Origin of the sequence: Bradyrhizobium sp. 482_C4_N1_8 (assembly GCF_052075965.1) — a bacterium.
GTDB lineage: Bacteria > Pseudomonadota > Alphaproteobacteria > Rhizobiales > Xanthobacteraceae > Bradyrhizobium > Bradyrhizobium barranii.
This window is the reverse complement of the sequence record NZ_CP197231.1, coordinates 6,803,415-6,827,343: the sequence shown is the minus strand read 5'-3', so window position 1 is coordinate 6,827,343 and position 23,929 is coordinate 6,803,415. Positions and strand designations below refer to the sequence as shown.

At 63.6% G+C, this 23,929-nt stretch carries 25 protein-coding genes; 5 read left to right on the top strand and 20 right to left on the bottom strand.

Features of this window, described 5'->3' with window-relative positions:
- Nucleotides 1-9: 9 nt before the first annotated feature.
- The 9 genes from AB7Z56_RS32405 to AB7Z56_RS32365 form a co-directional block, all read right to left on the bottom strand.
- Entirely contained in the window at nucleotides 10-669 is a 660-nt protein-coding gene (locus AB7Z56_RS32405) for a hypothetical protein (RefSeq protein WP_231144410.1), read from the bottom strand.
- Nucleotides 669-950: a hypothetical protein gene (locus tag AB7Z56_RS32400; RefSeq protein WP_084795234.1), complete on the bottom strand. Its 282-nt coding sequence runs from the start codon at nucleotides 948-950 to the stop codon at nucleotides 669-671. The genes AB7Z56_RS32405 and AB7Z56_RS32400 overlap by 1 nt, the downstream gene beginning before the upstream one ends.
- A gap of 138 nt (nucleotides 951-1,088) precedes the next feature.
- Entirely contained in the window at nucleotides 1,089-1,649 is a 561-nt protein-coding gene (locus AB7Z56_RS32395; RefSeq protein ID WP_063984723.1) for a hypothetical protein, read from the bottom strand.
- Nucleotides 1,650-2,201: 552 nt separating this feature from the next.
- Nucleotides 2,202-2,486, bottom strand: coding sequence for a hypothetical protein (locus AB7Z56_RS32390; protein WP_231144411.1), 285 nt, complete (start codon nucleotides 2,484-2,486; stop codon nucleotides 2,202-2,204).
- Between the two features lie 298 nt (nucleotides 2,487-2,784).
- Nucleotides 2,785-4,008, bottom strand: coding sequence for a bifunctional alpha/beta hydrolase/OsmC family protein (locus AB7Z56_RS32385; protein ID WP_063984722.1), 1,224 nt, complete (start codon nucleotides 4,006-4,008; stop codon nucleotides 2,785-2,787).
- Nucleotides 4,009-4,033: 25 nt separating this feature from the next.
- On the bottom strand, nucleotides 4,034-4,696 hold the full coding sequence (locus AB7Z56_RS32380; RefSeq protein WP_283018529.1) for a sulfite oxidase-like oxidoreductase: 663 nt from the start codon (nucleotides 4,694-4,696) through the stop codon (nucleotides 4,034-4,036).
- Nucleotides 4,697-4,699: 3 nt separating this feature from the next.
- Complete coding sequence (locus tag AB7Z56_RS32375) at nucleotides 4,700-6,028, bottom strand: MFS transporter (protein WP_063984720.1); 1,329 nt, start codon at nucleotides 6,026-6,028, stop codon at nucleotides 4,700-4,702.
- A gap of 32 nt (nucleotides 6,029-6,060) precedes the next feature.
- Entirely contained in the window at nucleotides 6,061-7,281 is a 1,221-nt protein-coding gene (locus tag AB7Z56_RS32370) for a cytochrome P450 (RefSeq protein ID WP_063984719.1), read from the bottom strand.
- 59 nt (nucleotides 7,282-7,340) lie between these two features.
- Entirely contained in the window at nucleotides 7,341-7,550 is a 210-nt protein-coding gene (locus AB7Z56_RS32365; protein ID WP_007607931.1) for a ferredoxin, read from the bottom strand.
- 152 nt (nucleotides 7,551-7,702) lie between these two features.
- Here AB7Z56_RS32365 and AB7Z56_RS32360 point away from each other — a divergent pair, with 152 nt between their 5' ends.
- Nucleotides 7,703-8,350 carry a TetR/AcrR family transcriptional regulator gene (locus tag AB7Z56_RS32360; RefSeq protein ID WP_063984718.1) on the top strand — a complete coding sequence of 216 codons (648 nt, stop codon included), beginning with the start codon at nucleotides 7,703-7,705 and terminating at the stop codon, nucleotides 8,348-8,350.
- On the opposite strand, the gene AB7Z56_RS32355 is transcribed toward AB7Z56_RS32360, so the two are convergent.
- The 4 genes from AB7Z56_RS32355 to AB7Z56_RS32340 all read right to left on the bottom strand — a co-directional run bounded on the left by AB7Z56_RS32355 (nucleotide 8,347) and on the right by AB7Z56_RS32340 (nucleotide 12,395).
- Entirely contained in the window at nucleotides 8,347-8,985 is a 639-nt protein-coding gene (locus tag AB7Z56_RS32355; RefSeq protein ID WP_063984717.1) for an aspartate/glutamate racemase family protein, read from the bottom strand. The two genes, AB7Z56_RS32360 and AB7Z56_RS32355, sit on opposite strands and share 4 nt — an antisense overlap.
- A gap of 158 nt (nucleotides 8,986-9,143) precedes the next feature.
- Nucleotides 9,144-10,157, bottom strand: coding sequence for an amino acid ABC transporter substrate-binding protein (locus tag AB7Z56_RS32350; protein WP_063984716.1), 1,014 nt, complete (start codon nucleotides 10,155-10,157; stop codon nucleotides 9,144-9,146).
- A gap of 12 nt (nucleotides 10,158-10,169) precedes the next feature.
- Nucleotides 10,170-11,519, bottom strand: a complete 1,350-nt coding sequence (locus AB7Z56_RS32345; RefSeq protein WP_063984715.1) for an aspartate aminotransferase family protein — start codon at nucleotides 11,517-11,519, stop codon at nucleotides 10,170-10,172.
- Nucleotides 11,520-11,522: 3 nt separating this feature from the next.
- A complete protein-coding gene (locus AB7Z56_RS32340; protein WP_063984714.1) occupies nucleotides 11,523-12,395 on the bottom strand; it encodes a MurR/RpiR family transcriptional regulator in 873 nt (290 codons plus the stop codon).
- Between the two features lie 87 nt (nucleotides 12,396-12,482).
- On the opposite strand from AB7Z56_RS32340, the gene AB7Z56_RS32335 reads away from it, so the two are divergent.
- From AB7Z56_RS32335 to AB7Z56_RS32325, 3 genes are all read left to right on the top strand, one after another.
- Nucleotides 12,483-13,670 carry an amino acid ABC transporter permease gene (locus tag AB7Z56_RS32335; protein ID WP_283018531.1) on the top strand — a complete coding sequence of 396 codons (1,188 nt, stop codon included), beginning with the start codon at nucleotides 12,483-12,485 and terminating at the stop codon, nucleotides 13,668-13,670.
- Between the two features lie 2 nt (nucleotides 13,671-13,672).
- Nucleotides 13,673-14,782 carry an amino acid ABC transporter permease gene (locus tag AB7Z56_RS32330; RefSeq protein WP_231144412.1) on the top strand — a complete coding sequence of 370 codons (1,110 nt, stop codon included), beginning with the start codon at nucleotides 13,673-13,675 and terminating at the stop codon, nucleotides 14,780-14,782.
- A 197-nt stretch (nucleotides 14,783-14,979) separates the two neighbouring features.
- A complete protein-coding gene (locus AB7Z56_RS32325; protein ID WP_135215961.1) occupies nucleotides 14,980-15,162 on the top strand; it encodes a hypothetical protein in 183 nt (60 codons plus the stop codon).
- A gap of 53 nt (nucleotides 15,163-15,215) precedes the next feature.
- Here AB7Z56_RS32325 and AB7Z56_RS32320 read toward each other — a convergent pair whose 3' ends face one another.
- Both AB7Z56_RS32320 and AB7Z56_RS32315 read right to left on the bottom strand, forming a co-directional pair.
- The gene (locus AB7Z56_RS32320) at nucleotides 15,216-16,634 is read right to left on the bottom strand and encodes an amidase (protein WP_063984710.1); all 1,419 of its coding nucleotides are present in this window, start codon (nucleotides 16,632-16,634) and stop codon (nucleotides 15,216-15,218) included.
- A gap of 116 nt (nucleotides 16,635-16,750) precedes the next feature.
- Entirely contained in the window at nucleotides 16,751-17,527 is a 777-nt protein-coding gene (locus tag AB7Z56_RS32315; protein WP_063984709.1) for an SDR family oxidoreductase, read from the bottom strand.
- A gap of 159 nt (nucleotides 17,528-17,686) precedes the next feature.
- Here AB7Z56_RS32315 and AB7Z56_RS32310 point away from each other — a divergent pair, with 159 nt between their 5' ends.
- The gene (locus AB7Z56_RS32310) at nucleotides 17,687-18,760 is read left to right on the top strand and encodes a tartrate dehydrogenase (RefSeq protein ID WP_063984708.1); all 1,074 of its coding nucleotides are present in this window, start codon (nucleotides 17,687-17,689) and stop codon (nucleotides 18,758-18,760) included.
- Nucleotides 18,761-18,886: 126 nt separating this feature from the next.
- Here AB7Z56_RS32310 and AB7Z56_RS32305 read toward each other — a convergent pair whose 3' ends face one another.
- From AB7Z56_RS32305 to AB7Z56_RS32285, 5 genes are all read right to left on the bottom strand, one after another.
- Entirely contained in the window at nucleotides 18,887-19,528 is a 642-nt protein-coding gene (locus AB7Z56_RS32305; protein ID WP_063984707.1) for a suppressor of fused domain protein, read from the bottom strand.
- A gap of 167 nt (nucleotides 19,529-19,695) precedes the next feature.
- Nucleotides 19,696-20,769: a malate/lactate/ureidoglycolate dehydrogenase gene (locus AB7Z56_RS32300; RefSeq protein WP_063984706.1), complete on the bottom strand. Its 1,074-nt coding sequence runs from the start codon at nucleotides 20,767-20,769 to the stop codon at nucleotides 19,696-19,698.
- Nucleotides 20,770-20,780: 11 nt separating this feature from the next.
- Nucleotides 20,781-21,692, bottom strand: a complete 912-nt coding sequence (locus tag AB7Z56_RS32295) for an NAD(P)-dependent oxidoreductase (RefSeq protein WP_063984705.1) — start codon at nucleotides 21,690-21,692, stop codon at nucleotides 20,781-20,783.
- Nucleotides 21,693-21,704: 12 nt separating this feature from the next.
- A complete protein-coding gene (locus AB7Z56_RS32290; RefSeq protein WP_063984704.1) occupies nucleotides 21,705-22,955 on the bottom strand; it encodes a Zn-dependent hydrolase in 1,251 nt (416 codons plus the stop codon).
- A gap of 32 nt (nucleotides 22,956-22,987) precedes the next feature.
- On the bottom strand, nucleotides 22,988-23,905 hold the full coding sequence (locus AB7Z56_RS32285) for a LysR family transcriptional regulator (protein ID WP_063984703.1): 918 nt from the start codon (nucleotides 23,903-23,905) through the stop codon (nucleotides 22,988-22,990).
- Nucleotides 23,906-23,929 lie beyond the last annotated feature (24 nt).

Below are 23,929 nucleotides of genomic sequence, written 5' to 3'. Positions count from 1 at the left end.
AAAAAGGCTCTATTTTTCCTCGACAATACAATCTGGTTGTGTGTTTACGATCGAAAACGATATAGATCCGTCGGCCTTGGCGAATAGGTCTTTGCCCAACGACCAACCAGCACAATCTGGCTTTGGTCCGAAAATCGAAGGGTTGCCGAGTGCTTCTGTCAGTTTGTCGCGGATAATCCCGGACGATTGCTCAGTTGTGAAAAAGAGCAATGCTCGAATCTTTCTGTCCTTCAGATTCTTCGGCCGATCAAAAAAATACGTAACTTCCCTGAACGTGGCGTGGTCTAATTTAATCGACCAATATGAGGCAACGTTCTTTGTAACTTTTTCCTCTGGATAGTTACCAAGAATGGCTTCAGGACTGTCGCCGATCTTCACTTTGCTCAAACCAATGGGATAAGGGTTGCCCACCGAGAATACGTTGTTGATCTGGGCTGCTTTGAGCTCGAGCTTGGCCTTCGCAGTGTCTTCAGTCGCCTTCTTGAGCTGTTCCCTTAACGCCGCAACTTCTTGCGTTTGGCTTCGCGCCGACGAGACTTCATTTTGAAGCGATGCTGTCATCGTCGGAAAGATCACGGTCTGCGCAAAGATCAGCGCGGCAGCGCCGCTGCCGATTGCGATGACAACTGGATGATCTTGCCACTTTTTTGTGTCGTCAGGCGTCGGCATCAACTGTAACCTTGGCTCGGCTTGTCATCGTTGGGTGCCTTCCATCCGTTCATCTCATCGTGGAGCAGGAAATCGAGGTCGTCGGTGTTAGGCGCCCGAACGATGGCGGGAGTCCAGTGATACCGCTCGACCAGGTAGAACCAGACGGCCTCGAGTCCCCATCGATCGTACTTGTGTTTCTGCGCAAGGTGATCACCGAAGCAGTCGATCAGGTGCTGGATCTCGGCTTGCGATTTTCGGAGGCTCCGGTTGATCTTCCGTCCCTCGCTGTCTGTCGTCATTCGTTCCCTCATGAATCGATTCGCGGGCGATGAGGATGGCACTCTCGCCGCTAGTGGTGGAGCGAACGATCGCTTTTCGCGACTCTATTCACAGGGAGTCCGTCGTCCGATCGCCGAGTGGGCGGTGGCTGTGCTTCCCTAAAGCCCCGGCTTGATCTCTCTAGTCACATTCATCGTCTTGAGCGTCTCGCCTTCATCGGCGAGCTTGATCCGTAGAGTGAATGTGATGTCAACGCCATTGATAGGCCAATCGTCTTTTTCGTCGGTTACGCCGGATACGGTTCCCTTCATGGTAGCTGAATTCTTTGGAGCAATGACCCCCATCGATTTGAGGCTCAGGGACGTACTGAGCTTCTCTACATTTTGACGCGAGCCCGACAGATAGAGATCACCATGTTCGAGTAGATGGAGGGCGGTGATGTCTTGCGGCACGATGTTGATGTCCCCACGATTGAAAATGTAGATCGTGAGGTCGGCGCTTCTCGCCTTGCTATTGGGGGCGACTTGCACATCGACGATCGGTGACTTCTCAAGAAGTTCGCGCTGGTCTTTTGCCGCGCTGAGGTCGTAGGAGCGCTTCGTAAAAAGCAGGCTGCCGCCGGAGATTATCAGCGCAATGGTCGAGACCACGGCGGCGTAATGCGCCGTTGAAAATGTGCTCTTCAATGACGGACCGCTGGGGGGGCCGGTTTTCTCCATGTTTAGGTCTCTCACTTTTGTGGTGGTTTCGACCAATCTACCGGCCCGCTCCGAAGCAGGAGGCCGACGCGGCGACGTTGAGCGTCAACGGTTTCACCGGAGACCCAAACGTATAGGCGCGATCGTCGCCGCGATTGCCGGAGCGATTGATCCGCCTTCACAAAGAAGGTCAATCGGAGAGAGTTGCTCTCCGGTATTTCTGCAGGCGGAGTGATCACAATCGACCGACATCCCTCTGGGAGTTCAATCGATCGGTCGTAGATCATGATCGCTTTTACGGAGTCTTCGTCTGTGTAGGCGTACCCACCAAGGCCAAGCGGCCACAAGACGCGGAGGCGTCCTATCCGGATCGGTGAGGCTGTCCAGCTCCTCAAATTCAACTTGGCCCACCGCACATTCCGGCGATCGACTCCATCGGTAACCGTCAAGGTCGAACCTGCCGCTTTCTTCCGTTCGTAGTCGCGCCATCGAAAGAACAGGGTAACGGCTGTCGCGAAGGACAGTCCGGACGCGAGATACTTTAGCCACTCGAACATGCCTAGCGCGGTGTCGCTAGATGCGAGCATTGATCCAGTCCCAAATCTCCTTCGAGAGCCAGCCTTGGTGCTGCCCGTTCACGAGTTTGGTGACCATCAACCTGTCGTTGGTATCCATGTGGCCCCGAATGTCAGAGTCCAGCGCGTCGGCCGTGGAGGTTGATTGGATGAACCATACGGAGTCTAGACCCTCATCTTTGATATGGGGGTAGCGCGACATGTGATCGACAAGGTTCTGTCGAGCCTGCGCGTAGTTCGGCTTGTGCCTATTCAAATCCCAAGTCACCAAATAAACGCCCATCGGCAATCTCCCTGATTCGCGTGATGCGATCAGGATGCCGTGTCACCCGCATTAGGCGAACCTATTGTCGAAGTTATCCTTGTTACGCACAGGCCAGCGCGCCCCGGGTTTTTTGGTCTAGTCCCAATGTGGGCGCAACTTCGATCCTGCATTTGATAGGCAGTTCGAAACGACCGCGATCAGCGATCTCGACTTGCTTTCCCATCAGCGGCACCAAGCGGATGAGCCGTGCGGCTGTTTCGGGTACGGAGTATTTTCGCCAGGCTCCGGACAAGAAGAAAAATACTATCTTGGCCGTCTAGTCCACGACCTTCGTCACGATGCGGATCTCCGAGGTCAGCGTCCGGTGCACCGGACACTTGTCGGCGATCTCCATCAGCTTCTTGCGCTGCTCCGCATCGAGCGCGCCGTCGATCGCGATGTCGCGCTCGATCTGGTCGAGCATGCCATCGCGCGTCTCGCACTCCGCGCAGTCCTTGGCGTAGATCTTGGAGTGCTTCAGCGTGACCGTGACGCGATCGAGCGGCAGCGATTTGCGATCGGCATAGAGGCGCATGGTCATGGAGGTGCAGGCACCAAGGCCGGCCAGCAGGAAGTCATAGGGGCCGGGACCGGCATCCTCGCCGCCGGCCGCGATCGGCTCGTCCGCCACCAGATGATGCGGGCCGACGGTGATGGCCTGGTTGAACTTGCTCTTGCGGGTCTCCTGCACCACCACTCTGCGCGGCTCTTCCGCGAGATCCATCGCCTTCGCGGGCTTCGCGGTGTCGATGTAGCGGCTGGCCCAGGCCGTGATCACGTCGGCCGCGTAGAGGGCGTCGGCCGGCTTGCTCAGCAGGTGATCGGCGTGGTCGAGCGAGACGAAGCTCTTGGGGTGTTTTGCCGCAACGAAAATCTTGGTCGCATTGTCGATGCCGACGGTGTCGTCGACAGGGGACTGCATCACGAGCAGGGCCTTGTGCAGGCCGGTGATGTCCTTCATCAGTTCTTGCTCGGCGATGTCGTCGAGGAATTCGCGCTTGATCCGGAACGGACGTCCCGCGAGCGAGACCTCGACTTCGCCCTGCGCGCGGATGCTGTCGAGATGCTCGCTGAACAGACCTGTGACGTGCGCGGGATCGGACGGCGCCGCGATGGTCACGACAGCCTTGGCTTCCGGAATCCTTCCGGCGGCGGCGACGATCGCGGCACCACCGAGGCTGTGGCCGATCAGGATCGACGGCGCCGTGCGGACCTGGCGCAGATGATCGGCGGCGCGCAAGAGGTCGGCGACGTTGGAGGAGAACGTCGAATTGGCGAAATCGCCTTCGCTGGAGCCGAGCCCGGTGAAGTCGAAGCGCAGCACCGCAATGCCCTTGGCGGCGAGCGCGACCGAGATGCGTTTTGCCGCCAGCGTGTCCTTGCCGCAGGTGAAGCAGTGCGCGAACAGCGCGTAGGCTGCGGGCTCGCCATCGGGCAGCTCCAGCGCGGCGGCTAGTTGATGACCGCCTTCGCCGGTGAATTGAAAGCGTTCCGTCGGCATGGGCTTCCCCCGTCCTTGCGTGAACCTAATCGGCTGAATAACGCTGCTCGGCCCAGGGATCGCCGCGGTTATGATAGCCGCGGACTTCCCAGAAGCCCAGCGCGTCCTCGGTCAGGAACTCGATGGCCTGAAGCCATTTGGCGCTCTTCCAGAAATACAGATGCGGCACGACGAGCCGTACCGGGCCGCCGTGCTCTTCGGTCAGCGGCTGACCCGACCAGCTGTGGGCGAGCAGCGCGTCCTCGGCGGCAAAGTCTTCCAGCGTGAGGTTGGTGGTGTAGCCGTCATGGGAATGCAGGACCACGAAGCGCGCGTCCTCGCGCGGCTGGCAAGCCGCAAGCAGCTCGCGCGTGGCGAGGCCTTCCCACTCATTGTCGTAGCGAGACCAGGTGGTCACGCAGTGAATGTCGGAGGTGATCTGCGCCTGCTTCTGCGCCGCGAATTCGGCAAAGGTCCAGAACACGGGGGTCTCGATCGCACCGTAAACGTCGAGCCGCCAGCGCTCGCGCGAAACCGGCGGCACGACTCCGAGATCGAGCACCGGCCAGTCCTTGGTGAGATGCTGGCCCGGCGGTAGCCGCTGATCCTCCGGTCGCGTAACGCGGCCCGTGAGGAAGCGGCCTTCGCGCGCCCATTTCTCCTTGGTGCGCGTCAGCTTGCTGTCGGGCGGCTCGTTGTCGTCGGCCATGAGCTACTCGTGGCGATGCATCGCGGAGGCGTGCTTGGTGTCACGCATGGTGGAATAGATGATCAGCGACAGGCAGATGACGCCGGCGAGATAGTAGTAGAACCACTCCTCGTGCCCGATGCTCTTGAAATAGAGCGCGATCGCCGGCGCCGTGCCGCCGAAGATCGAGACCGTGATGGCGTAGGGCAGGCCGACACCGAGGGCGCGGACATTGGTCGGGAACAGCTCGGCCTTCACCACCGCGTTGATCGAGGTGTAACCGGCGACGAACAGCCACGCGCAGCAGATCAGAATGAAGGCCATGAACGGCGACTTGGTCTCCTTCAGCGTCATCAGCAGCGGCACGGTCGCGAGCGTACCGGCGACGCCGAAGAAGATCAGCAACGGTTTGCGGCCGATCTTGTCGGAGATCGCGCCGTAGATCGGCTGGAGGATGGTCGCGAAGATCAGCGTGCCGAAGATCACGAAAGTGGTCTGGTCCTCGGTCAGGCCGACCGAGAGCTTGACGAAGGTCTGCATGTAGGTGGTGAAGGTGTAGAACGCCGCGGTACCGCCGGCCGTGAGGCCGACCACCAGCAGCAGCTCGCGGGGGTAGCGCAGCAAATTGGTGATCGAGCCGGTCGGCTTCACCACCTTCTTGGCTTCCTCGAAGGCCTCGGTCTCGTGCAGATTGCGCCGCATCACTGCGGCAAAGATCGCCAGCGCCGCGCCGATCGCAAACGGGATGCGCCAGCCCCAGGCCTTGAGCTCCTCCGGCGTGAGGAAGACCTTTTGCAGGAGCAGCAGCACGATGATCGCGGTGAGCTGGCCGCCGATCAGGGTGACGTATTGAAAGCTCGAATAGAAGCCGCGATGCTTGGGATCGGCGACCTCGCTGAGATAGGTCGCGCTGGCACCATATTCGCCGCCGAGGCTCAGGCCCTCGATGACGCGGGCGAGCGCCAGGATCACCGGCGCGGCGAAACCGATGGTCGCATAGGTCGGCGTCAGCGCGATGATCAGCGAGCCGAAGCACATGAAGACGACCGACAAGGTCAGCGAGATGCGCCGGCCGAAATGATCCGCGATGTAGCCGAACAGCCAGCCGCCCAGGGGGCGCATCAGGAAGGTCGCCGCGAACACCACGGCGACGTTCAATTGCTGGACGACGGGGTCGTTGCCAGGGAAGAAGGCCGGAGCGAAATAGAGCGCGAACGCCGTATAGGCGTAAAAATCGTACCACTCGACGAGATTGCCGATCGAGCCGATGAAGATCGCCTTGATCCGCCGTTTGGCGTCGGCGATGTCGATGTCGATGTGATCAGAGGCCGGTAGGGTTGCTTGCTCTGTCACGTCCGGCCTCTCTCCGTTGGTCTTGGAAAGGCCTACATCGCCTTTCCGAACAGAAATGGCAACTGGCGGGGGCCTCTCACCGTGCCCTGTGACCAGGTCACCGTGCCTGCCGGATCGAGGGAGAAGTCCGGGATCCGCTTCAGCCATTCCTCCAGCGCAACCTGCATCTCCATGCGTGCAAGGTTGGAACCGACGCAGCGGTGGATGCCGAGGCCGAAGGCGGCATGGCGATTCTCCCGGCGGTCGATCACGACTTTGTCAGCGTCCGGAAACATCTTGGGGTCGCGGTTGGCGGCCGGGAACGACAGCAGCACCATGTTGCCCGCCTTGACCGGGCAGCCCGAGATCGTGGTCTCCTTGACCACCTCGCGGGCCATGGTCACCGGCGAATAGGCCCGCAGCAGCTCCTCCACGGCGATCGGGATCAGCCCGGGCTCGGCGATCAGCCGTTCGCGGTCGGCCGGCGTCCGGGCGAGATGCCAGAGCGAGGAGCCGATCGCACTCCAGGTGGTGTCGATGCCGGCGATCAGGAGCAGCCGCAGCGAACCCAGCACATGGGACTCTTCCAGCGGCTGGCCTTCCTTGTCCTTGGCGTTCATCAAATAGGAAATCAGGTCGTCGGTCGGCTTCGATCTGCGCTCCTCGATATGCGTCCTGAAATAGGCGCTCATCTCCTGCACGGCCTGGAGCAGCTTGCTCTCGTCCTTGATGCCGAGCTCGAGGATCATGTGGATCCAGTCGATGAACCGATCGCTGTCGCTCTCGGGAATGCCGAGCATGTGGGCGATAGCCTGAACCGGAATATATTTGCTGTAGCGCGCTGCGGCATCGACCTTGCCATCGGCGATGAACCCGTCGATCAGCTCGTTGCAGATCGCGCGCATCCGCGGTTCCAGCTTCTTCATCGCGTCCGGCGTGAAAGGCGGCAACAGCAATTGCTTGGCTGGCTTGTGTACGGGCGGGTCGGAGGTGATCGGCGGAGCGGCGTTCCTGGCGACTTCGGGTCGAACGTCACGGACGATGATGCGGCGCGAGGAGAAATGCTCGGTGTCGTTGGCGATCTCGCGCACCGCCTCATAAGTCGTCGGCATGTAGCAGCCGAGGAAGCGCTTTGTATGCACCACCGGGCTCGCGGAGCGAAGCTCCTCCCAGATCGAGAACGGATCCTCCGTCCATTGCGGATCGGTGTGGTCGAAATCGTTGACCCAGTCGGTGACGGGCGGGTGGGCGACAGGCTGGCTGACGTCGGACATGGCAGGAAATCCCTCGGGGCTCGTGTTCGCTAAAAGCACGCAAGCGGGCAGGGGCCGCGCTACTCCTCGATCACATCGATCGCAATTTCCGGGCAGTTGGATTTGGCAAGCCACGCCTTGTCTTCGAGACCGGGGGGCACGGTGCCGTCCCCGGCCTCATGGGCGTTGCCGTATTCGTCGAGCTCGAACAGCTCCGGCGCGAGCGCCTTGCAGCGCGCGTGGCCCTGGCATTTGTCGGGATCGACGTGAACCCTCAGTCGCTCTGTCATGGCGGCTTCCTCGGTCGTGTGCGCGGGGCCCGAAGGCCGCGCGATCCTCATGTCAATTTTATCGGCGGCATTTGCCGCCGCTTTAAGTTATATGCTATTACATTCGCGGCGGGCTTCCCCTGTCAAGCGCAAACTTATAGGCTTGACGTAACATGCGTTCACAACTCGTCCGTAAGCCGGAGAATACTTACCACCATGGCGATCTCCGTGACGCCTTGATCAAGGCCGCGCTGCGCGAGGCGGAGCAGGGCGGCGCCGAGGCGATCAGCATCAAGGCGCTTGCCAAACAGCTCGGCGTCTCGCAGCCGGCGCCGTATCGGCATTTTGCCGACCGTGATGCGCTGCTAACGGCGGTGACGGCGGAAGCGTTCCGGCAGCTCAGTGCACTTCTGCGCGAGGCGATGGCGAAGCCGTCGAAGCAATCGAAACTGTCGCGGCTGGCGCAGGCGACGCTCGATTTCGGTCTGCGCCGCAACGGCATCTATCGCCTGATGTTCGCTTCCCGCACCGTGTCATGCGCGGCAAAGGGCAGCGAGCTGCACGACGCCACGCGCGAGACTTTTGCGCTGGTGATCGAAGCCCTCGAGGCGCCGGCGGTCGGCTTCTTGCGCGAGCGGCAAGCGCTCAAGATCTGGGCGGCGTTGCATGGCGTGGTGATGCTGGCCGAGCAGGGCCTGTTCACCGGCGAGGCCGCGCATGCCACGCGCGAGGAACTGGTCGAGGACTTTGTGAACGAAACGAAGGCCGCGCTTGCTGCTGCGATCAAGGATGCGCGTCGTCGGAAAAAGGCCGGCGCCTAGGCCTTCGCTTTCAGCAGCCTCATCAACTTGTCGACCGCGCTGTCCGGGGTCGTCACGACCGGGCGGCCGGTGGCTTCGGCGACCAGCGGCGCGGTTGCCGCGATGCTGAATTGCGCGAGCGCAATGACGTCGCAATCGCGCAAGTCCTTTGAAGCCTCGACAATCAGCCTGTCGTGCGTGGCGCGATCGCCGCGATCGAGCGCCGCCAGCGCGCCCTCGGCGAGTTTCGGCACGACCTGGGCCGAGGCCGGAAACTCCGGTGGCATCGAGGCCAGTGTCGGCGGGAAGGTCGAGAGCAGGCCAATTCGCTTGCCCATGGTCACGGCCTGCTCGATCATCGCCTCGTTCGGCTTCAGCACGGGCATTGGCGCATGTGCGCGCGCGACGGCCTCGATGCAGGGGCCGAACGCCGAGCAGGTGAACAGGATTCCGTTCGCTCCCGTAGCTGCCGCATAGTCGCCGAGCGCGAGGAAGTGCTCGGTCATGGCATCGTTGAGCACGCCGTCGCGGGCCAGATCCGCCGACAGGCTGTCGTCGAGCAGGTTCATCAGCCGCGCCTCTGGCCACGCCTTCGCGAACGCAGCCTCGATCGGCGCGATGGAATGCTTGAGGGCGTGAATCAGGGCGATGCGCATCGGTGTCTCTTCTCCCTCTCCCCGTTCTTACGGGGAGAGGGTCGGGGTGAGGGGCTCTATCCACGTTGAAAGTGAGGGATGAATTCGCGGAGGCTCCCCCTCACCCGACCGCTGCGCGGTCGACCTCTCCCCGCAGGCGGGGAGAGGTGAAGCACCGTTTACTTGAACGGCACCGCGTACATCAAGCCGCCCTTGCTCCAGAGGCCGTTGAGGCCGCGGTCGAGCTTGAGCGGGCTCGCCTTGCCGACATTGCGCTCGTAGATCTCGCCGTAATTGCCGGTGGCCTTGATCACCGTCACCAGCCATTTGTTATCGAGACCGAGCCGCGAGCCGAGGTCGCCGGAGGCACCCAGCAGGCGCTGGACCGCCGGCGTCTGTGACTTCGCCATCTCGTCGACATTGCCTTGCGTGACACCGAGTTCCTCGGCCTCGATCAGGCCGTAATGCAACCAGGTGATAATGTCGCTCCAGACTTCGTCACCGTTGCGGGTGAACGGGCCGAGCGGCTCCTTGCTGATGGTCTGCGGCAGCACGACGTAGTCGGCCGGATTCGGCGCCGCGGTCGTCACGGCGCCGGCGAGCGCGGAGGCATCCTGGGTCATGGCATCGCAGCGGCCGCCGAAGAAGGTCTGGTACATGGTGTCGACGCGGTCGAACACCAGCGGCTTCCAGTCGATGCCGTTGGCGCGGCCGTAATCGCCGAGCGTGACTTCATGCGTGGTGCCCTGCGCGACGCAGACAGTCGCACCCTTCAAATCCTTGATCTCCTTCACGCCGAGGTCCTTCTTCACGACAAAGCCCTGGCCGTCATAGAAGTTGACCGGCCCCTGGCGGAGGCCCAGCGTCACGCCGCGCAGATAGGTCTGCGTCGAGTTGCGGTAGAGTACGTCGATCTCGCCCGATTGCAGCGCGGTGAAGCGATTCTGCGCGGTCAGCGAGACGTAGCGCACCTTGCTGGCGTCGCCGAGCACGCCGGCCGCGAGCGCGCGGCAATAATCGACGTCGAGACCCTTGTAATTGCCCTGCGAGTCCGGCGCGGAGAAACCGGCAAAGCCGGCGCTGACGCCGCAGATCAGCGTGCCGCGGCTCTTCACCGTGTCGAGCGTCGCCGCCGACGCGGCAACCGTCGATGCTGCAAGCATGCCGGCTACGATAACCACTTTCCTCATCATATGACTCTCCCCTCAGTGATTGACACTACGCAACACGTTGTCGACGGCGGTGCCGAGCTTGTCGACGATCAGATCGATCTCGGCAGCCGAAGCGATATAGGGCGGCGCCAGCAGCACATGGTCGCCACGGGCGCCGTCCACGGTACCGCCACCGGGATAGCAGCCGAGCCCGTTGGCGAAGGCTTCCGCCTTGATCTTCTGGTTCAGCTTGAGCGCGGGATCGAACGAGGTGCGGCCGGCGCGATCGGCGACGAGCTCGATCGCCCAGAACAGGCCGCGGCCCCTGATGTCGCCGATATGGCGGTGATTGCCGAAGCGCTCGGTCAGGCGCTGCTCGAGTTGCTTGCCGCGCTCCTTGACGCGGTCTAGCAGGCGGTCCTCGCGGATCACATCCTGCACCGCGAGCGCGGCTGCGCAGGCGAGGGGATGCGCCAGATAGGTGTGGCCATGCTGGAACGCGCCGGAGCCCGAGCGGATGGTGTCGATGATCTTGCCGCTCGCGAGCATCGCGCCGATCGGCTGATAGCCGCCGCCGAGACCCTTTGCGATCGCCTGGATATCCGGAGCAACGCCCTCCTGCTCCCAGGCGTGCGTCGTGCCGGTGCGGCCCATGCCGCTCATGACTTCGTCGAGGACGAGGAGGGCGCCATGCCGGTCGCAGATCTCGCGCACCGCCTTGAAGTAGCCGTCCGGTGCCGTCACCGCACCGGCGGTGGCACCGACGACGGGCTCGGCGAGGAACGCGGCGACGGTGTCGGGGCCAAGCCGCTGAAATTCGGCTTCGAGCTCCGCGGCCAGTCGCGCCACGAACTGCGCATCGGATTCGCCCTCGTGCTTCTCGTGATAGGCGAAGGCCGGCGTCACATGGCTGAAGGCACCGGACAGCAGGGGCGCATAGGGCGCGCGCCGCCAGGTATTGCCACCGGCGGCGAGCGCGCCGAGCGTGTTGCCGTGATAGCTCTGCCGCCGCGCAATGAAGTGCTGCCGCTGCGGCTCGCCGCGCTCGATGAAATATTGCCGCGCCAGCTTGATGCTGGCTTCGATCGCCTCCGATCCGCCACTGACGAAATAGGCGTAGGCGAGACCGCCGGGTTCATGCCCGACCAGCGTCTCGGCCAGCGCCTCGGCCGGCTCGGAGGAGAAGAAGGCGGTGTGCGCATAGGCCAGCGTCGAGGCTTGTTTTGCCATCGCCGCGATCACGCGCGGATGCTGATGGCCGAGGCAGGAGACGGCTGCGCCGCCGGAGGCGTCGATCACGCGCCGCCCGTCCTCGGCGAAAAGATAGACGCCTTCGCCGCCGATCGCCTTGGGTGGCGTTTCGCGCAACGAACGGTGCAGCACGCGGCTGGTGCGAGCGGCCATGGGTCAACCTTTCTCTGAAATGTATGTGGAGGCCGCGGCGAGCCGCGCCTCGGTGGTTTCCAGGCGCTTCTTCGCGGCCGTGCCGCCGAGCGAGAATGTGACCGCCGCGAGCGATTGCGCAATCGCGATGGCACCCGTGAGACTCGGGAAGAAGCCGGGGGACGAGGCCGCCTCAAACAGCAGCACGTGGTCGGCGCCTTCTGCCATCGGCGCTGAGAGGCTGTCCGCGATCGCGATCAGCGCTGCGCCGGCACGATGGGCGGCCTGCGCAACGCGGACGCTCGCATGCGTGTAGGGCAGGAAGCCGATGACGATGACGGCTTCGCCGGTACGAAAGGCGCCGAGATCGAGATCGTCGGGGCCGGATGCGCCGACGAGTTGCACCTGTTCGGGACGGAACAGCCGGAGCTCGTAGTTCAAGAGCTCCGCGACGCTCCGGCAGCTTCGGTAACCGGCAATCCAGATACGCTTGGCGTCGTGCAGCGCGCGGGCTGCATCCGCAATCGGCTGGGCCGGAATGCGCAGAAGGCCGGCGCCCTCGGCCTCGAGCTTGTCGGTGACGAGCGCGACATCGGCGTTCGGGCCGTGACGGCGGCTCTTGGCGCGGCCCGAGAAAGGTGAGATCTGCGAAGGCCGCCGCGCTTCGGTGAGTGCCGCGCGCAACTGGTCCCAGCCGGAATAGCCGATGGCCTTGGCAAGCCGCGTGAATGCAGCCGGGTCGGCGCCGGCCTCGGCGGCGAGATCGCGCATCGAACGGGTGGTGGCGTCGTAGTCATTGGCGGCAACGAAGCGGCCGACCTCCTGCAGGCGCAGGGGGAGCGATGGCAACGCAATGCGCAGTTCGCTCAAGGGCGAGGATTTCGTGGGCTCGGCCATGAAACATTTGTTGCACGCTTTTAAGATTGGTGCAACAGTTGACGTGCGCCGCCGGAAATCGTTGCTCGCCAGAAGGATTTTTGTGCTGTGACTTCAGACAGTCCAAGACCGCCGCCCCGCCGTCGCTTCTTCGGCGGATTTGGCCGCCGAGAGCTGCAAGGCCTGTTCTGGCAGGTGCTCGTCGTCGGAATCGTGCTTGGGGTTGTCGCCTTCCTCTGGTGCAACACCGTCACCAATCTCTCGGCCCGCCGCATCACCACCGGCTTCGCTTTCCTCGGCCGGGAAGCCGGCATGCCGATCGCCGACAGCCTGCTCTCTTATAATCCGAGAGACACGTACCTGTGGGCCTTCGTCGTCGGCATCGCCAACACCTTGCGCGTCGCCGTGATCGGCATCGTGCTCGCGACGATCCTGGGCACGCTGATCGGCATTTCGCGTCTCTCCGCCAACTGGCTGTTGTCGCGGCTCGCCGCCGTCTATGTCGAAACGCTCCGCGACATCCCGCTGCTGCTTCAGCTCTTGTTCTGGTACGTGTTGATGCAGGCGCTGCCGGCCGCGCGCGCGGCCTGGCGGCCGGTCGAGGGCGTATTTCTGTCCAATCGCGGCCTGATCCTGCCGGCGATTCCGGTCGGCTCGCCGCAGCTCTGGGTGCTCGGTACAGCCGTGCTCGGGCTTGCCGTGTTCTATCTCATCAGGCGATGGCTGATCGCGCAGCAGATGCGCGACGGCAAGCCGCGGCCGGCGTGGCCCTTTGCGGTTGGCCTCATCGTCGCGCTGCCGGCGGCAATGTCGGTGGCGCTTGGTGTGTCCTGGAAGATCGAATGGCCGGAGCTGCGCGGCTTCAACTTCGTCGGCGGGCTGACGCTCGCGCCGGAGTATTTCGCGCTGCTGATCGCGCTCGTGACCTACACCTCGGCCTTCATTGCCGAGATCGTGCGCAGCGGCATCCAGTCCGTGCCGCGCGGACAATGGGATGCCGCCAATGCGCTCGGCTTGCGCCGCAGCTTCATGCTGCGGCAGATCATCCTGCCCCAGGCGCTGCGCGTCATCGTGCCGCCGATGACGAGCCAGTACCTCAACCTGACCAAGAACTCCTCGCTCGCGGTCGCGATCGGCTACCAGGACGTCGTGTCTGTCGCCAATACCACGCTGAACCAGACCGGGCAGGCGATCGAGGCCATCGCGCTGATCATGGCGGTGTTCTTGACCATCAGCCTCTGCATCAGCTTCTTCATGAACTGGTACAATTCGCGCATCGCGCTGGTGGAGCGCTGATCATGACGGCGATCGCCGATATTCCGGACGCCCCGCGCGCTGCCCGCCGCCCGCAGATGGGCAACCCGGTGCTGCGCTGGCTCCGCACCAATTTGTTCTCGTCGATCCCGAACGCTATTCTTTCGGTCGTGTTGCTGGCAGTCCTCGCCAAGGGCATCTTCAGCTTCGTGCAGTGGGGCATCGCGAATGCCGTGTGGCTCACGCCGGCAAACGACTCCAGCGCCTGCCGCGCCGCGCGCGGCCTCGGTGCCTGCTGGGCGATCATCCCCGAAAAATATCGCTTCATACTGTTCGGCACCTATCCGTTCGACGAGCAGTGGCGGCCGGCGCTGTCGGTGGTGCTGTTCATCGCGCTGTTCTATCTCTCCACCCGCCGCGCCCTGTGGCGGCGCGAGCTGGCCTATATCTGGATCGGCGCGCTGGCGCTGATCAGCGTACTGATGTGGGGCGGCGTGTTCGGCCTCTCCTTCGTCTCGCAGGACCGTTGGGGCGGATTGCCGGTGACACTGATCCTGGCGACGTTTGGATTGGCCTTTGGTTTCCCGCTCGGCATCCTCGTCGCGCTCGGCCGGCGCTCAAAGCTGCCGGCGATCCGCTCGCTCAGCGTGCTCTATGTCGAACTGATCCGCGGCGTGCCGCTGGTGAGCCTGTTGTTCATGGCGAGCGTGATGTTTCCGCTGTTCATGCCGAGCGGCTTCAATATCGACAAGCTGCTGCGCGCGCAGATCGCCATCATCCTGTTCGCGGGCGCGTATCTTGCCGAAGTCATCCGCGGCGGCCTCCAGGCCGTGCCGCGCGGGCAATATGAGGCCGCCGATGCGCTCGGGCTGTCCTACTGGCGCAAGCATCGTCTGATCGTGCTGCCGCAGGCGATCCGCCACGTCATCCCGCCGCTGGTCAACACCTTCATCGCGTTTTTCAAGGACACCAGCCTAGTCCTGATCATCGGCATCTTCGACCTGCTGACGACGGCCAAGACCGCGATCATCGATCCGGCCTGGCAGCAATTCTCGGTCGAGGTCTACATCTTCGTCGCCGCGATCTACTTTGTCTTTTGCTTTGCGATGTCGCGGTACAGTCGCGGCCTGGAGGCGAATACCGCCTCGAGGTGAGCGGCTTTCCCCGCCGCGGGAGCGAGCCAGAAACGCTGGAAGCCTATACTGGAGCGCGAAATGCTTATGCCGCGCCTATATCGCGTGCCTGGATTCAAACTGGCAATCCTACGCGGCGAGATCCATCTGCAATTTGCTGGTGGCACTCACAAGAGGCACGTCACATCATGATGAAATCAGTTCTCGCAGCGTCGGCCATGCTGGTCGCGCTTTGCTCCGCCGCCTCTGCCCACGAGGCAATGAATCACTCGCACATGGCTTCGGCGGCCACCGCCCAGATGTCGGAAACGCATCCGAACTCCTTCGCCTTCGCCGCTCCAACGGATGAGGCCGGATACGATGCGCATCGGTATCACGGCGGGCCGAAAGCGAACGACTAGGGTCTGACCGGCGCACGGCGGGGACGGCCAAGTCCCCGCCGGTGCGGCTCGCGTCAGGCCTTCACCTTGGGATCGATCGGCGTGGAGCCGCGCAGACCCAGAATATCTTCCAATACCTTCGCGCCGGCGATCACCTGCGCATCCGCGCGCGGGGCACCGACGACCTGTACGCCGACCGGGAGGCCAGACGCCGTGAAGCCGCAGGGCAGCGACAGCGACGGGCAGCAGGCGAGCGTGATAGCGTAGACGATGCCGAGCCATTCGACATAGTTCTCGAACTTCTTGCCGGCGCATTCGGCGACATAGCGGTGCTCGATCGGGAAGGGCGGCACGATCGTGGTTGGCGTCAACAGCAGGTCGTAGTTTTTGAAGAACTCGATCGCGCGCGCGGTCATGCCGACGCGTTGCGCCTCGGCGCGCGCGAGCTGCTCGACGGTGAGCTTGAGGCCTTCCTCGATGTTCCAGATCACCTCGGGCTTCAGGAGGTCGCGCTTGGTCCGCAGCAGATTGGCCTTGGTGATCGCGAAATCGAAGGCGCGCAGGACGTGGAAGCATTCATGCGCCTCGCGCCAGTCCGGATGCGCTTCCTCCACGATCGCGCCGGCCTCCGCGAAGCGTTCAGCGGCCTTGCGCGTGATCGCCTTGACCTCGGGATCGACCGGGGTGATGCCGAGATCGGGCGAATAGGCGATGCGCTTCGGCTTCTTGCCTGACTGCGCCGCCGACAGGAACGAGGTCGCAGGTGCGGGCAGCGACAGCGGGTCGTCCGCATAGTCACCGCTCATGGCATCCAACAGCAGCGCAAGATCCTCGACGTTGCGCGCCATCGGCCCCACCACGCCGAGATTGCGGTCGATCGCCGATTTGGGCGTATGTGCGACGCGCCCGATGCTCGGCCGCATGCCGACGACGCCGCAGAACGCCGCGGGGCTGCGCAGGCTGCCGCCCATGTCGGAGCCCTGGGCGAGCCAGGCCATGCCGGTGGCCAGCGCCACCGCCGCGCCACCGGAGGAGCCGGCCGCAGACTTCGTCGTATCCCAGGGATTGAGCGTCGCGCCAAACACTTCGTTGAAGGTGTTAGCGCCGGCGCCGAATTCCGGTGTGTTCGACTTGGCGTAGACGACCGCGCCATTGCCTTCGAGGTTCTCGACCATGAGATCGGACTGCTTGGGCACATTGTCCCTGAAGATTGGCGAACCCTGTGTGTTCAGCACGCCCGCGACATCGGTCAGGTCCTTGATCGGTACCGGCAGGCCCGCGAGCAGCCCGCGGGCTCCGGCCGGCTTCTGCATCAGCGCCTTGGCGTTGTCTCGCGCGCGGTCGAAGCATAGCGTCGGCAGCGCGTTGACCTTGCCGTCGACCTCACCGATGCGCTTCTCCAGCACATCCAGAAGCTCGAGCGGCGAGACGTCGCCGGATCGCAGCTTATCGACGACGGCGCAGGCCGTTTCGCGGATCAGGTCTTGAGACAACTATTCTACTCCTGTGCTTATTCAATCGTCATTGCGAGCGCAGTGAAGCAATCCAGAAATGTACCTGAGATGGCAATCTGGATAGCTTCGCTGCGCTTGCAATGACGCGGATAGAGTTAACCCCAGCCCGCGCTGATGCCGCCATCCACGGTATAGATGACCCCCGACGTATATCCGGCGCGATCGGACGCCAGGAACGCCATGAGATCGCCGATCTCGCGCGCATGCGCGGGCCGGCCGAGCGGCAGGCTCTTCTGGAATTCCTTGTAGCGGCTCTCGTCGCCGAATTGGTGCTTTGCCCGCGTCTTGAGCAGGGTGACGTGGCGATCGGTGCCGACCGGGCCGGGATTGATGCCGACCACGCGGATGTTGTCGGCGAGGCTCTTGCCGCCGAGCGCGCGGGTGAAGGCCATCAATGCGGCGTTGCCGGCGCTGCCGCAGATGTAATTGGCATCGAATTTTTCGCCGGCCGCGCCGATGTCATTGACGATGACGCCGCCGCCCTTCGCCTTCATCTGCGCGTAGATCTGCCGCGTCAGGTTGATGTAGCCGAACACTTTCAATTCCCAGGCGTGCCGCCAGGTCGCCTCGTCGATCTTGTCGATCGAGCCGCCGGGGATGTCGCCGGCATTATTGACGAGCACGTCGATGTCGGCGGCTTCCCTCGCGAGCCGCGCCAAATCCTCGGCCTTGCGCAGGTCCACGATGCTCGTCGCGGCATCGATCTGGTGCGCGGAGCGCAGGCGGTCCGCCAGCGCCTTGAGCTGGTCGCCGCTGCGGGCGGCGAGCAGGAGGTTTGCGCCTTCCTCGGCAAACGCCTCGGCGGCGGCTGCGCCAATGCCTTTGGACGCGCCTGTGATCAGGACGCGCTTGCCACGCAGATGCAGATCCATGAAGGGTACTCGCTCGGTGGGAACATCAGGATCAAACCAGTAGGCGCTCGGCCGCGCCACGGTCAACATTGCAGTGCAGCGTTGCACTGCTGCCGAGTTTGGTCCATTGCAGTGCGGTCAAAAAGGCGGCGGCTGCCGGACCAACCAGGGACGTTCTCGATGAGCAAGAAACAATACCGGATTGCAGTCATTCCCGGCGACGGCATCGGCAAGGAAGTGATGCCCGAGGGCCTGCGCGTTCTGGAGGCAGCGGCGAAGAAGCACGGGGTGTCCCTGCATTTCGACCATTTCGACTTCTCGTCCTGGGACTATTACGAGAAGCACGGCCAGATGATGCCGGACGACTGGAAAGAAAAGATCGGCAAGCATGACGCGATCTATTTCGGCGCCGTCGGCTGGCCGGCCAAGATTCCGGATCACGTCTCGCTGTGGGGGTCGCTGATCAAGTTTCGCCGCGAGTTCGACCAGTATGTGAATTTGCGCCCGGTGCGGCTGATGCCCGGCGTGCCGTCGCCGCTGGCGAACCGCAAGCCCGGCGACATCGATTTCTGGGTGGTGCGAGAGAACACCGAAGGTGAATATTCCTCCGTCGGCGGCCGCATGTTCCCGGACACCGACCGCGAGTTCGTGACGCAGCAGACGGTGATGACCCGCATCGGCGTCGACCGCATCCTGAAATTCGCTTTCGAGCTCGCGCAGTCGCGGCCGAAGAAGCACCTGACCTCGGCGACCAAGTCCAATGGCATCTCCATCACCATGCCCTATTGGGACGAGCGCGTGGAGGCGATGGCGAAGAAGTTTCCGGGCGTGAAGTGGGACAAGTACCACATCGACATCCTGACCGCGAACTTCGTGCTGCATCCGGACTGGTTCGACGTCGTGGTCGGCTCGAATCTGTTCGGCGACATCCTCTCCGATCTCGGCCCGGCCTGCACCGGCACCATCGGCATCGCGCCATCGGGCAACATCAATCCCGAGGGCGATTTCCCCTCGGTGTTCGAGCCGGTGCACGGCTCGGCGCCCGACATTGCGGGGCAGGGCATCGCCAACCCGATCGGCGCGATCTGGTCCGGCGCGATGATGCTCGAGCACCTCGGCGAGAAGGAGGCCGGTAAGTCGATCGTCGATGCGATCGAGCGCACCCTCGCCGAACGCACGCTCCGCACCAAGGATCTCGGCGGCAACGCCGACACCACCGCCTGCGGCAAGGCGGTCGCGGATATGGTGGATTGAGGCGGGGCGAGCTGCGTAGGGTGGGTTAGCCGAAGGCGTAACCCACCACTGCTCGTATCCGCGGAGACAGAAGAGGTGGGTTACGCCGAGCAACTGCGCTTCGCGCAGTTGCAGGGCTAACCCACCCTACACATACGATTTCCGCGTCGGATCGAAGATCGGCGGATAATCGTTCTCGTCGAGCAGATCGAGAAACGGGTCGAGTCCCTGGGACTTGATGAGGCCGAGCTCTTGATGCGAGATCAGGTTCACGGTCAGGATCTCCACGGGATCGCACGCGATCTCCAGCGCCTCGGCGATCTGCTTATCGGGGCCGATGATCGGTGTGAGAAACAGGAACGTCTGGAAGTCCGTTCCTGCAACCGGCGGACACGGCAGCGCGACGCGATGACCAAAACCGAACCAGGTCGTGTCGATGAACGGCAGATTGGCGAGCCAGCGCAGATTGGCGCAAACCTCCTCTGTCGGCTCCCGGACATACCACATCAGCTCGGCACGTGGCTTTGCGTCGCCATGCACCCCCGGCATTCGCTGTTCGCTCATGCCGTTGGTCAGAAGCACATAACCTTCGTCAGATCCCTCTTCGCACACCGGCACGAAATCGCGGCCAAAGGCGTGGATGTCGATGCGGCGCTCCGCGCTGTCCGTGAAGCTGTGCTCGGGCTCGCCCAGCTCGCTTTCATAGATCGCGAGCCGGTGCCGGTAGAAGTCGATTTCGGGTAACGGCTCGCTCGAGCCGGACATGAGCTTTGCAAGACGGGAGAACATGTGAACCTCGGGGGCGGATGTGGACCGGGATATTCGCGTTGTCGTGAGACGACGCGGGCCGGTTCAAATCCGCTCCACGAGTGCGGTGATGCTTCGCTTTAGTCCAGACCTCGTTGCGCGATAGTGCACTTGGCCGGGCTATTCTCAGCGATGCGCTTCGTTCCCGACTAGCCCGCGATCTTCTCGATCGCAGCCTGGTCCAGTCCGAACTTCGTCCCGGCCTCCAGGATTTCCTGCCAGGTGGTCGGGTCGACCGGAATGCCTTCGGCCAGACGCTTCTTCCTGGTCTCGCGCTCGGGATCGCCGGCGATCTTCACCTTGTCGATGCCGGGAGCGGGCGGCGAGCCGGTGTGCCAGGCAACAAAACTCTCGACCTCGCTCGCAAGGTTGTCGCCGGTGCCGAGCTTGTTCGGGTCGATGACGATCGAGAGCATGCCGTTGAGGACGTTGTACTTGCCGTCGGACGGGCCCTTGACCACCTGCCCGCCGGAGAGCGCCCCGCCGAGGATTTCGCACACCAGTGCGAGCCCCGAGCCCTTGTGCTCGCCGAACGGCAGGATGGCGCCGTGCGGCGGGATCACGGTGTAGCGCGGATTGACGGTGGGCTTGCCTTCGTTGTCGATAATGGTGCCGGGCTCGAGCTCGACGCCCTTGTTGTGGGCGACGCGGGTCTTGCCCTGCGCGATCCTGCTGGTGGCGAAGTCGAGCACGATCGGGTCCTTGCCCCTGCGCGGGATGCCCACGCAGAACGGGTTGGTGCCGTGGCGCGCATCGCTGCCGCCCCACGGCGCCACGATCGGGCGCGAGATCACGTTGACGAAGTGGATCGAGACCAGCCCGTGGTCGATGCACTGCTCGGCCCAATGGCCGATGCGGCCGATGTGGTGCGAGTTGGAGAGGCCGACGAGACACACGCCGTTGCGCTTGGCGCGCTCTGCCGCCAGCTCCATCGCCTCATGGCCGATCACCTGGCCATAGCCGGTGAGGCCGTCCAGGGTGAGAAGCGGACCGGTGTCGAGCACGATCTTGACGTGCTGGTTCACGGCGAGGCCGCCCGTGGTGACGCTCTGGACATAGCGCGGGATCATGCCGACGCCGTGCGAGTCATGTCCTCTAAGATTGGCCTCGACGAGGTTGGTGGACACGAGCTCGGCTTCGCGGTCCGTAGATCCGCCCGCCTTGACGATGGCACGGACGACATTGGTGAGCGGCTGTGCCTTGATGGTGCGATAGTCGGCCATTGTTGTTGCTTTTATCCCTTCACGATCCGGCGGCAATGGACCCATGCCGCTTCAATCAGGTTCTCGCTCGCTTCCGGCGTGCGGAAGGCCGAATGCGCCGACAGCGTCACGTTCGGAATCTTCGTCAACGGATGGTCGCCGGGCAGGGGCTCGATGTTGAAGACGTCGAGGCCGGCATGGCGGATGTGGCCGGACTTCAGCGCGTCGATCATCGCGGTCTCGTCGACGACGGCGGCACGCGCGGTGTTGATCAGGATGACACCGGGCTTCATCGCAAAAATCTTCTCGCGCGTAATCATGCCGCGGGTCTCGTCGTTGAGCAGCAGATGCAGCGACACGACGTCGCTTCTCGCCAATAGCGTGTCGAGATCGGTGAACTCGACGCCCGGATGGCTCTTTGGCGACCGGTTCCAGGCGATCACCTTCATGCCTGAGCCGACCGCAATGCGTGCGACTTCCGCGGCGATGCCGCCGAAGCCGATCAGGCCGAGCGTCTTGCCGGTTAGCTGCATGCCGTCCTCGCGCAGCCAATTGCCGACGCGCATCTCGCGGTCCATCATCGCGATGACGCGGGCGGAGGCCCACATCAGGGCGATCGCGGACTCCGCGACTGCCGTGTCGCCATACCCCTTGATCAGGTGCACGGAGATGCCGAGCTCGGCGAGCTCTTCCGGATTCATGTAGCTGCGCGCGCCGGTGCCGAGGAACACGACATGCTTCAGGCCTGTGCATGTCTTCGCGACCTCGGTCGGCAGCGCGGTGTGGTCGACGATGGCGATCTCGGCGCCATCGAGGACTTCAGGATATTGTTCGGGCTTGATGTCGGGATCCCTGTGGATCCGCACCTCGGGGTCGCCGGGCTTCCCGAGCCGCTCCATGATCACGGCGAGGGCTTCGTTGGCGTCGACGAAAACTCCGCGCATGGCTCTCTCCGATCAGGACGCGACGCCGGCGATCGCCAGCACGGTATGCATCAGCACGTTGGTGCCCGCGGCGCAGTCGGGCTGCGTGGCGTCTTCCAGCTCGTTGTGGCTGATGCCGTCCTTGCAAGGCACGAACACCATCGCCGCCGGCATGACGGTGTTGAGGTTGCAGGCATCGTGGCCGGCGCCGGAGGTGATGCGGCGAGAGGAATAGCCGAGCGTCTTCGCCGCGTTCTCGACCGCCGCGATCAGCTTGGGATCGAAATGCGTCGGCGGCTTGCGCCAGACCAGGTCGATCTTGACCTCGACCTTGCGGCGCGCGGCGATCTCGGCAATGGCGGCGCGCAGATCGCGATCGAGCGCGTCCATGATGGCGCCATCCGCGCTGCGGCAATCCATGGTGAAGGCGATCTCGCCGGGAATGACGTTGCGCGAGGGATTTGCGATCACGGCCTCGCCGATGGTGCCGACTGCTTTGGGCCCATGCTTCTTCGCAATGGCCTCCATCGCCAGCACGATTTCGGAGAGCGTCGCGAGCGCATCGCGCCGCAGCGGCATCGGCGTCGATCCGGCATGGCTCTCGAAGCCGGAAATCTTGCCGTCGTACCAGAGCACGCCCTGGCCGGAATCGACCACGCCGATGGTCTTGCCCTCGGCCTCGAGGATCGGACCTTGCTCGATGTGCAATTCGACGAAGCAGCCGAGCTTCTGGAAGCCGACCGGCTTGTCGCCGCGATAGCCGATGCTGTCGAGCGCCTGGCTGACGGAAGTGCCGTCGATATCCTTGCGCGACAGGATGTCATCGGTGGTGAAATCGCCGACGTAAGCGGCGGAGGCCATCATCGCCGGTGCGAAGCGCGAGCCTTCCTCGTTGGTCCAGTTGACGACGCAGATCGGCGCTTCGGTTTCGATGCCTGCGTCGTTCAGCGTGCGGATCACTTCCAGCGCGCCGAGCGTCCCCAGAATGCCGTCATACTTGCCGCCGGTCGGCTGGGTGTCGAGATGCGAGCCGATCCCGACGGGCAGCTTCGTCATGTCGCGGCCCTTGCGCAGGCCGAACTGTGAGCCGAGCGCATCGGTGTGCACATCGAGGCCGGCGTCCTCGCAAGCCTTGCGGAACCAGTCGCGCACCTGCTTGTCTTCGCTGCTCAGCGTCAGCCGCCGTACGCCGCCCTTGGCCGTCCCGCCAAACTGGGCGGTCTCGTGGATGGAGCCCCAGAGGCGGGCGGAATCGATTTGCAGATTGGTGGCGGCTCGGCTCATGCGGTCGGTCTCTCGGTTGTCCGGCGCCTTTTTCAATGACGCGCCGGCGCGGACTCGTCAACCGCGAGGCTGCTCTGCGCAATCTGCCGTGCGAGCTCGGCGACGCGCTCCACCGCGACGACGTCAGGCGAGGCGAGCCAGCTCGCCGTGAATGTCAGCGGCGCTATGGCGAGATCGGTTTGGAGCAGTTGCAACCGCCCGTCGGCGAGCTCGTTCTCGACGATGGCGTCGGGGATCACGGCGATGCCGAGCCCTTCGACCGCCATGTGGATGACCGTCGCCAGCGATGCGGACGCATGCAGCCGGATCGGCGGCAGCTCCGGCCGGTCGAAGACTTCGCGCACGACCTCGTAGGGCCTGGTCTTGCGCGGGAAGGTGATGATCGGAAACCGCGCGAGGTCGGCGCGCGTCACCGGGCCGTCGCCGAGCCCGAGCGAGGGGCTTGCGAGAAAGCCGATCGGATAATCCGCGAGCACGCGATTGTGGACGCCCGACGCCGACAGCGGCCCCACCACGAAGGCGAGCTCGATTTCCTGCGCGAGCAGGCGCGCAGTGAGGTTCGGCGTGATGTCGACCTCGATCTCCAGCGACAGGTTCGGATAGACTTCGTTCATGCTCTTGACGAGCCGCGGCAGCCAGGTGTGCACGATGGTCTCGGCGACGCCGAGGCGCATCACGCCGCGCATCGCCGAGCGATCGCCGATCTCGGCGATCATCGCCGCCCTCAGACCGATCAGCTTCTCGGCATAGACCATCATCTGCCGGCCGCTCGGCGTCGGCGAAGCAACGCGATGATCGCGGTTGAGGAGCTTCACGCCCATCTCGCGCTCGAGCTGGGCGATGCGCTGGGAGATCGCCGGCTGGGTCGTATTGAGCCGTGCTGCGGCGCCGCGAAAGCTGCCGAGCTTCACAACCCAGAGAAAGGTTTCGATCGACCTGAAGTCCAGCATTGAGAAGGATTTTCCCGATCGATA

Excerpts from the sequence above, each read along its gene's own strand:
- AB7Z56_RS32405 (WP_231144410.1), bottom strand. The coding sequence starts at position 669 with ATGCCGACGCCTGACGACACAAAAAAGTGGCAAGATCATCCAGTTGTC.
- AB7Z56_RS32400 (WP_084795234.1), bottom strand. The coding sequence starts at position 950 with ATGACGACAGACAGCGAGGGACGGAAGATCAACCGGAGCCTCCGAAAA.
- AB7Z56_RS32395 (WP_063984723.1), bottom strand. The coding sequence starts at position 1,649 with ATGGAGAAAACCGGCCCCCCCAGCGGTCCGTCATTGAAGAGCACATTT.
- AB7Z56_RS32390 (WP_231144411.1), bottom strand. The coding sequence starts at position 2,486 with ATGGGCGTTTATTTGGTGACTTGGGATTTGAATAGGCACAAGCCGAAC.
- AB7Z56_RS32385 (WP_063984722.1), bottom strand. The coding sequence starts at position 4,008 with ATGCCGACGGAACGCTTTCAATTCACCGGCGAAGGCGGTCATCAACTA.
- AB7Z56_RS32380 (WP_283018529.1), bottom strand. The coding sequence starts at position 4,696 with ATGGCCGACGACAACGAGCCGCCCGACAGCAAGCTGACGCGCACCAAG.
- AB7Z56_RS32370 (WP_063984719.1), bottom strand. The coding sequence starts at position 7,281 with ATGTCCGACGTCAGCCAGCCTGTCGCCCACCCGCCCGTCACCGACTGG.
- AB7Z56_RS32365 (WP_007607931.1), bottom strand. The coding sequence starts at position 7,550 with ATGACAGAGCGACTGAGGGTTCACGTCGATCCCGACAAATGCCAGGGC.
- AB7Z56_RS32360 (WP_063984718.1), top strand. The coding sequence starts at position 7,703 with ATGCGTTCACAACTCGTCCGTAAGCCGGAGAATACTTACCACCATGGC.
- AB7Z56_RS32355 (WP_063984717.1), bottom strand. The coding sequence starts at position 8,985 with ATGCGCATCGCCCTGATTCACGCCCTCAAGCATTCCATCGCGCCGATC.
- AB7Z56_RS32350 (WP_063984716.1), bottom strand. The coding sequence starts at position 10,157 with ATGATGAGGAAAGTGGTTATCGTAGCCGGCATGCTTGCAGCATCGACG.
- AB7Z56_RS32345 (WP_063984715.1), bottom strand. The coding sequence starts at position 11,519 with ATGGCCGCTCGCACCAGCCGCGTGCTGCACCGTTCGTTGCGCGAAACG.
- AB7Z56_RS32340 (WP_063984714.1), bottom strand. The coding sequence starts at position 12,395 with ATGGCCGAGCCCACGAAATCCTCGCCCTTGAGCGAACTGCGCATTGCG.
- AB7Z56_RS32330 (WP_231144412.1), top strand. The coding sequence starts at position 13,673 with ATGACGGCGATCGCCGATATTCCGGACGCCCCGCGCGCTGCCCGCCGC.
- AB7Z56_RS32325 (WP_135215961.1), top strand. The coding sequence starts at position 14,980 with ATGCTGGTCGCGCTTTGCTCCGCCGCCTCTGCCCACGAGGCAATGAAT.
- AB7Z56_RS32315 (WP_063984709.1), bottom strand. The coding sequence starts at position 17,527 with ATGGATCTGCATCTGCGTGGCAAGCGCGTCCTGATCACAGGCGCGTCC.
- AB7Z56_RS32310 (WP_063984708.1), top strand. The coding sequence starts at position 17,687 with ATGAGCAAGAAACAATACCGGATTGCAGTCATTCCCGGCGACGGCATC.
- AB7Z56_RS32305 (WP_063984707.1), bottom strand. The coding sequence starts at position 19,528 with ATGTTCTCCCGTCTTGCAAAGCTCATGTCCGGCTCGAGCGAGCCGTTA.
- AB7Z56_RS32300 (WP_063984706.1), bottom strand. The coding sequence starts at position 20,769 with ATGGCCGACTATCGCACCATCAAGGCACAGCCGCTCACCAATGTCGTC.
- AB7Z56_RS32295 (WP_063984705.1), bottom strand. The coding sequence starts at position 21,692 with ATGCGCGGAGTTTTCGTCGACGCCAACGAAGCCCTCGCCGTGATCATG.
- AB7Z56_RS32290 (WP_063984704.1), bottom strand. The coding sequence starts at position 22,955 with ATGAGCCGAGCCGCCACCAATCTGCAAATCGATTCCGCCCGCCTCTGG.
- AB7Z56_RS32285 (WP_063984703.1), bottom strand. The coding sequence starts at position 23,905 with ATGCTGGACTTCAGGTCGATCGAAACCTTTCTCTGGGTTGTGAAGCTC.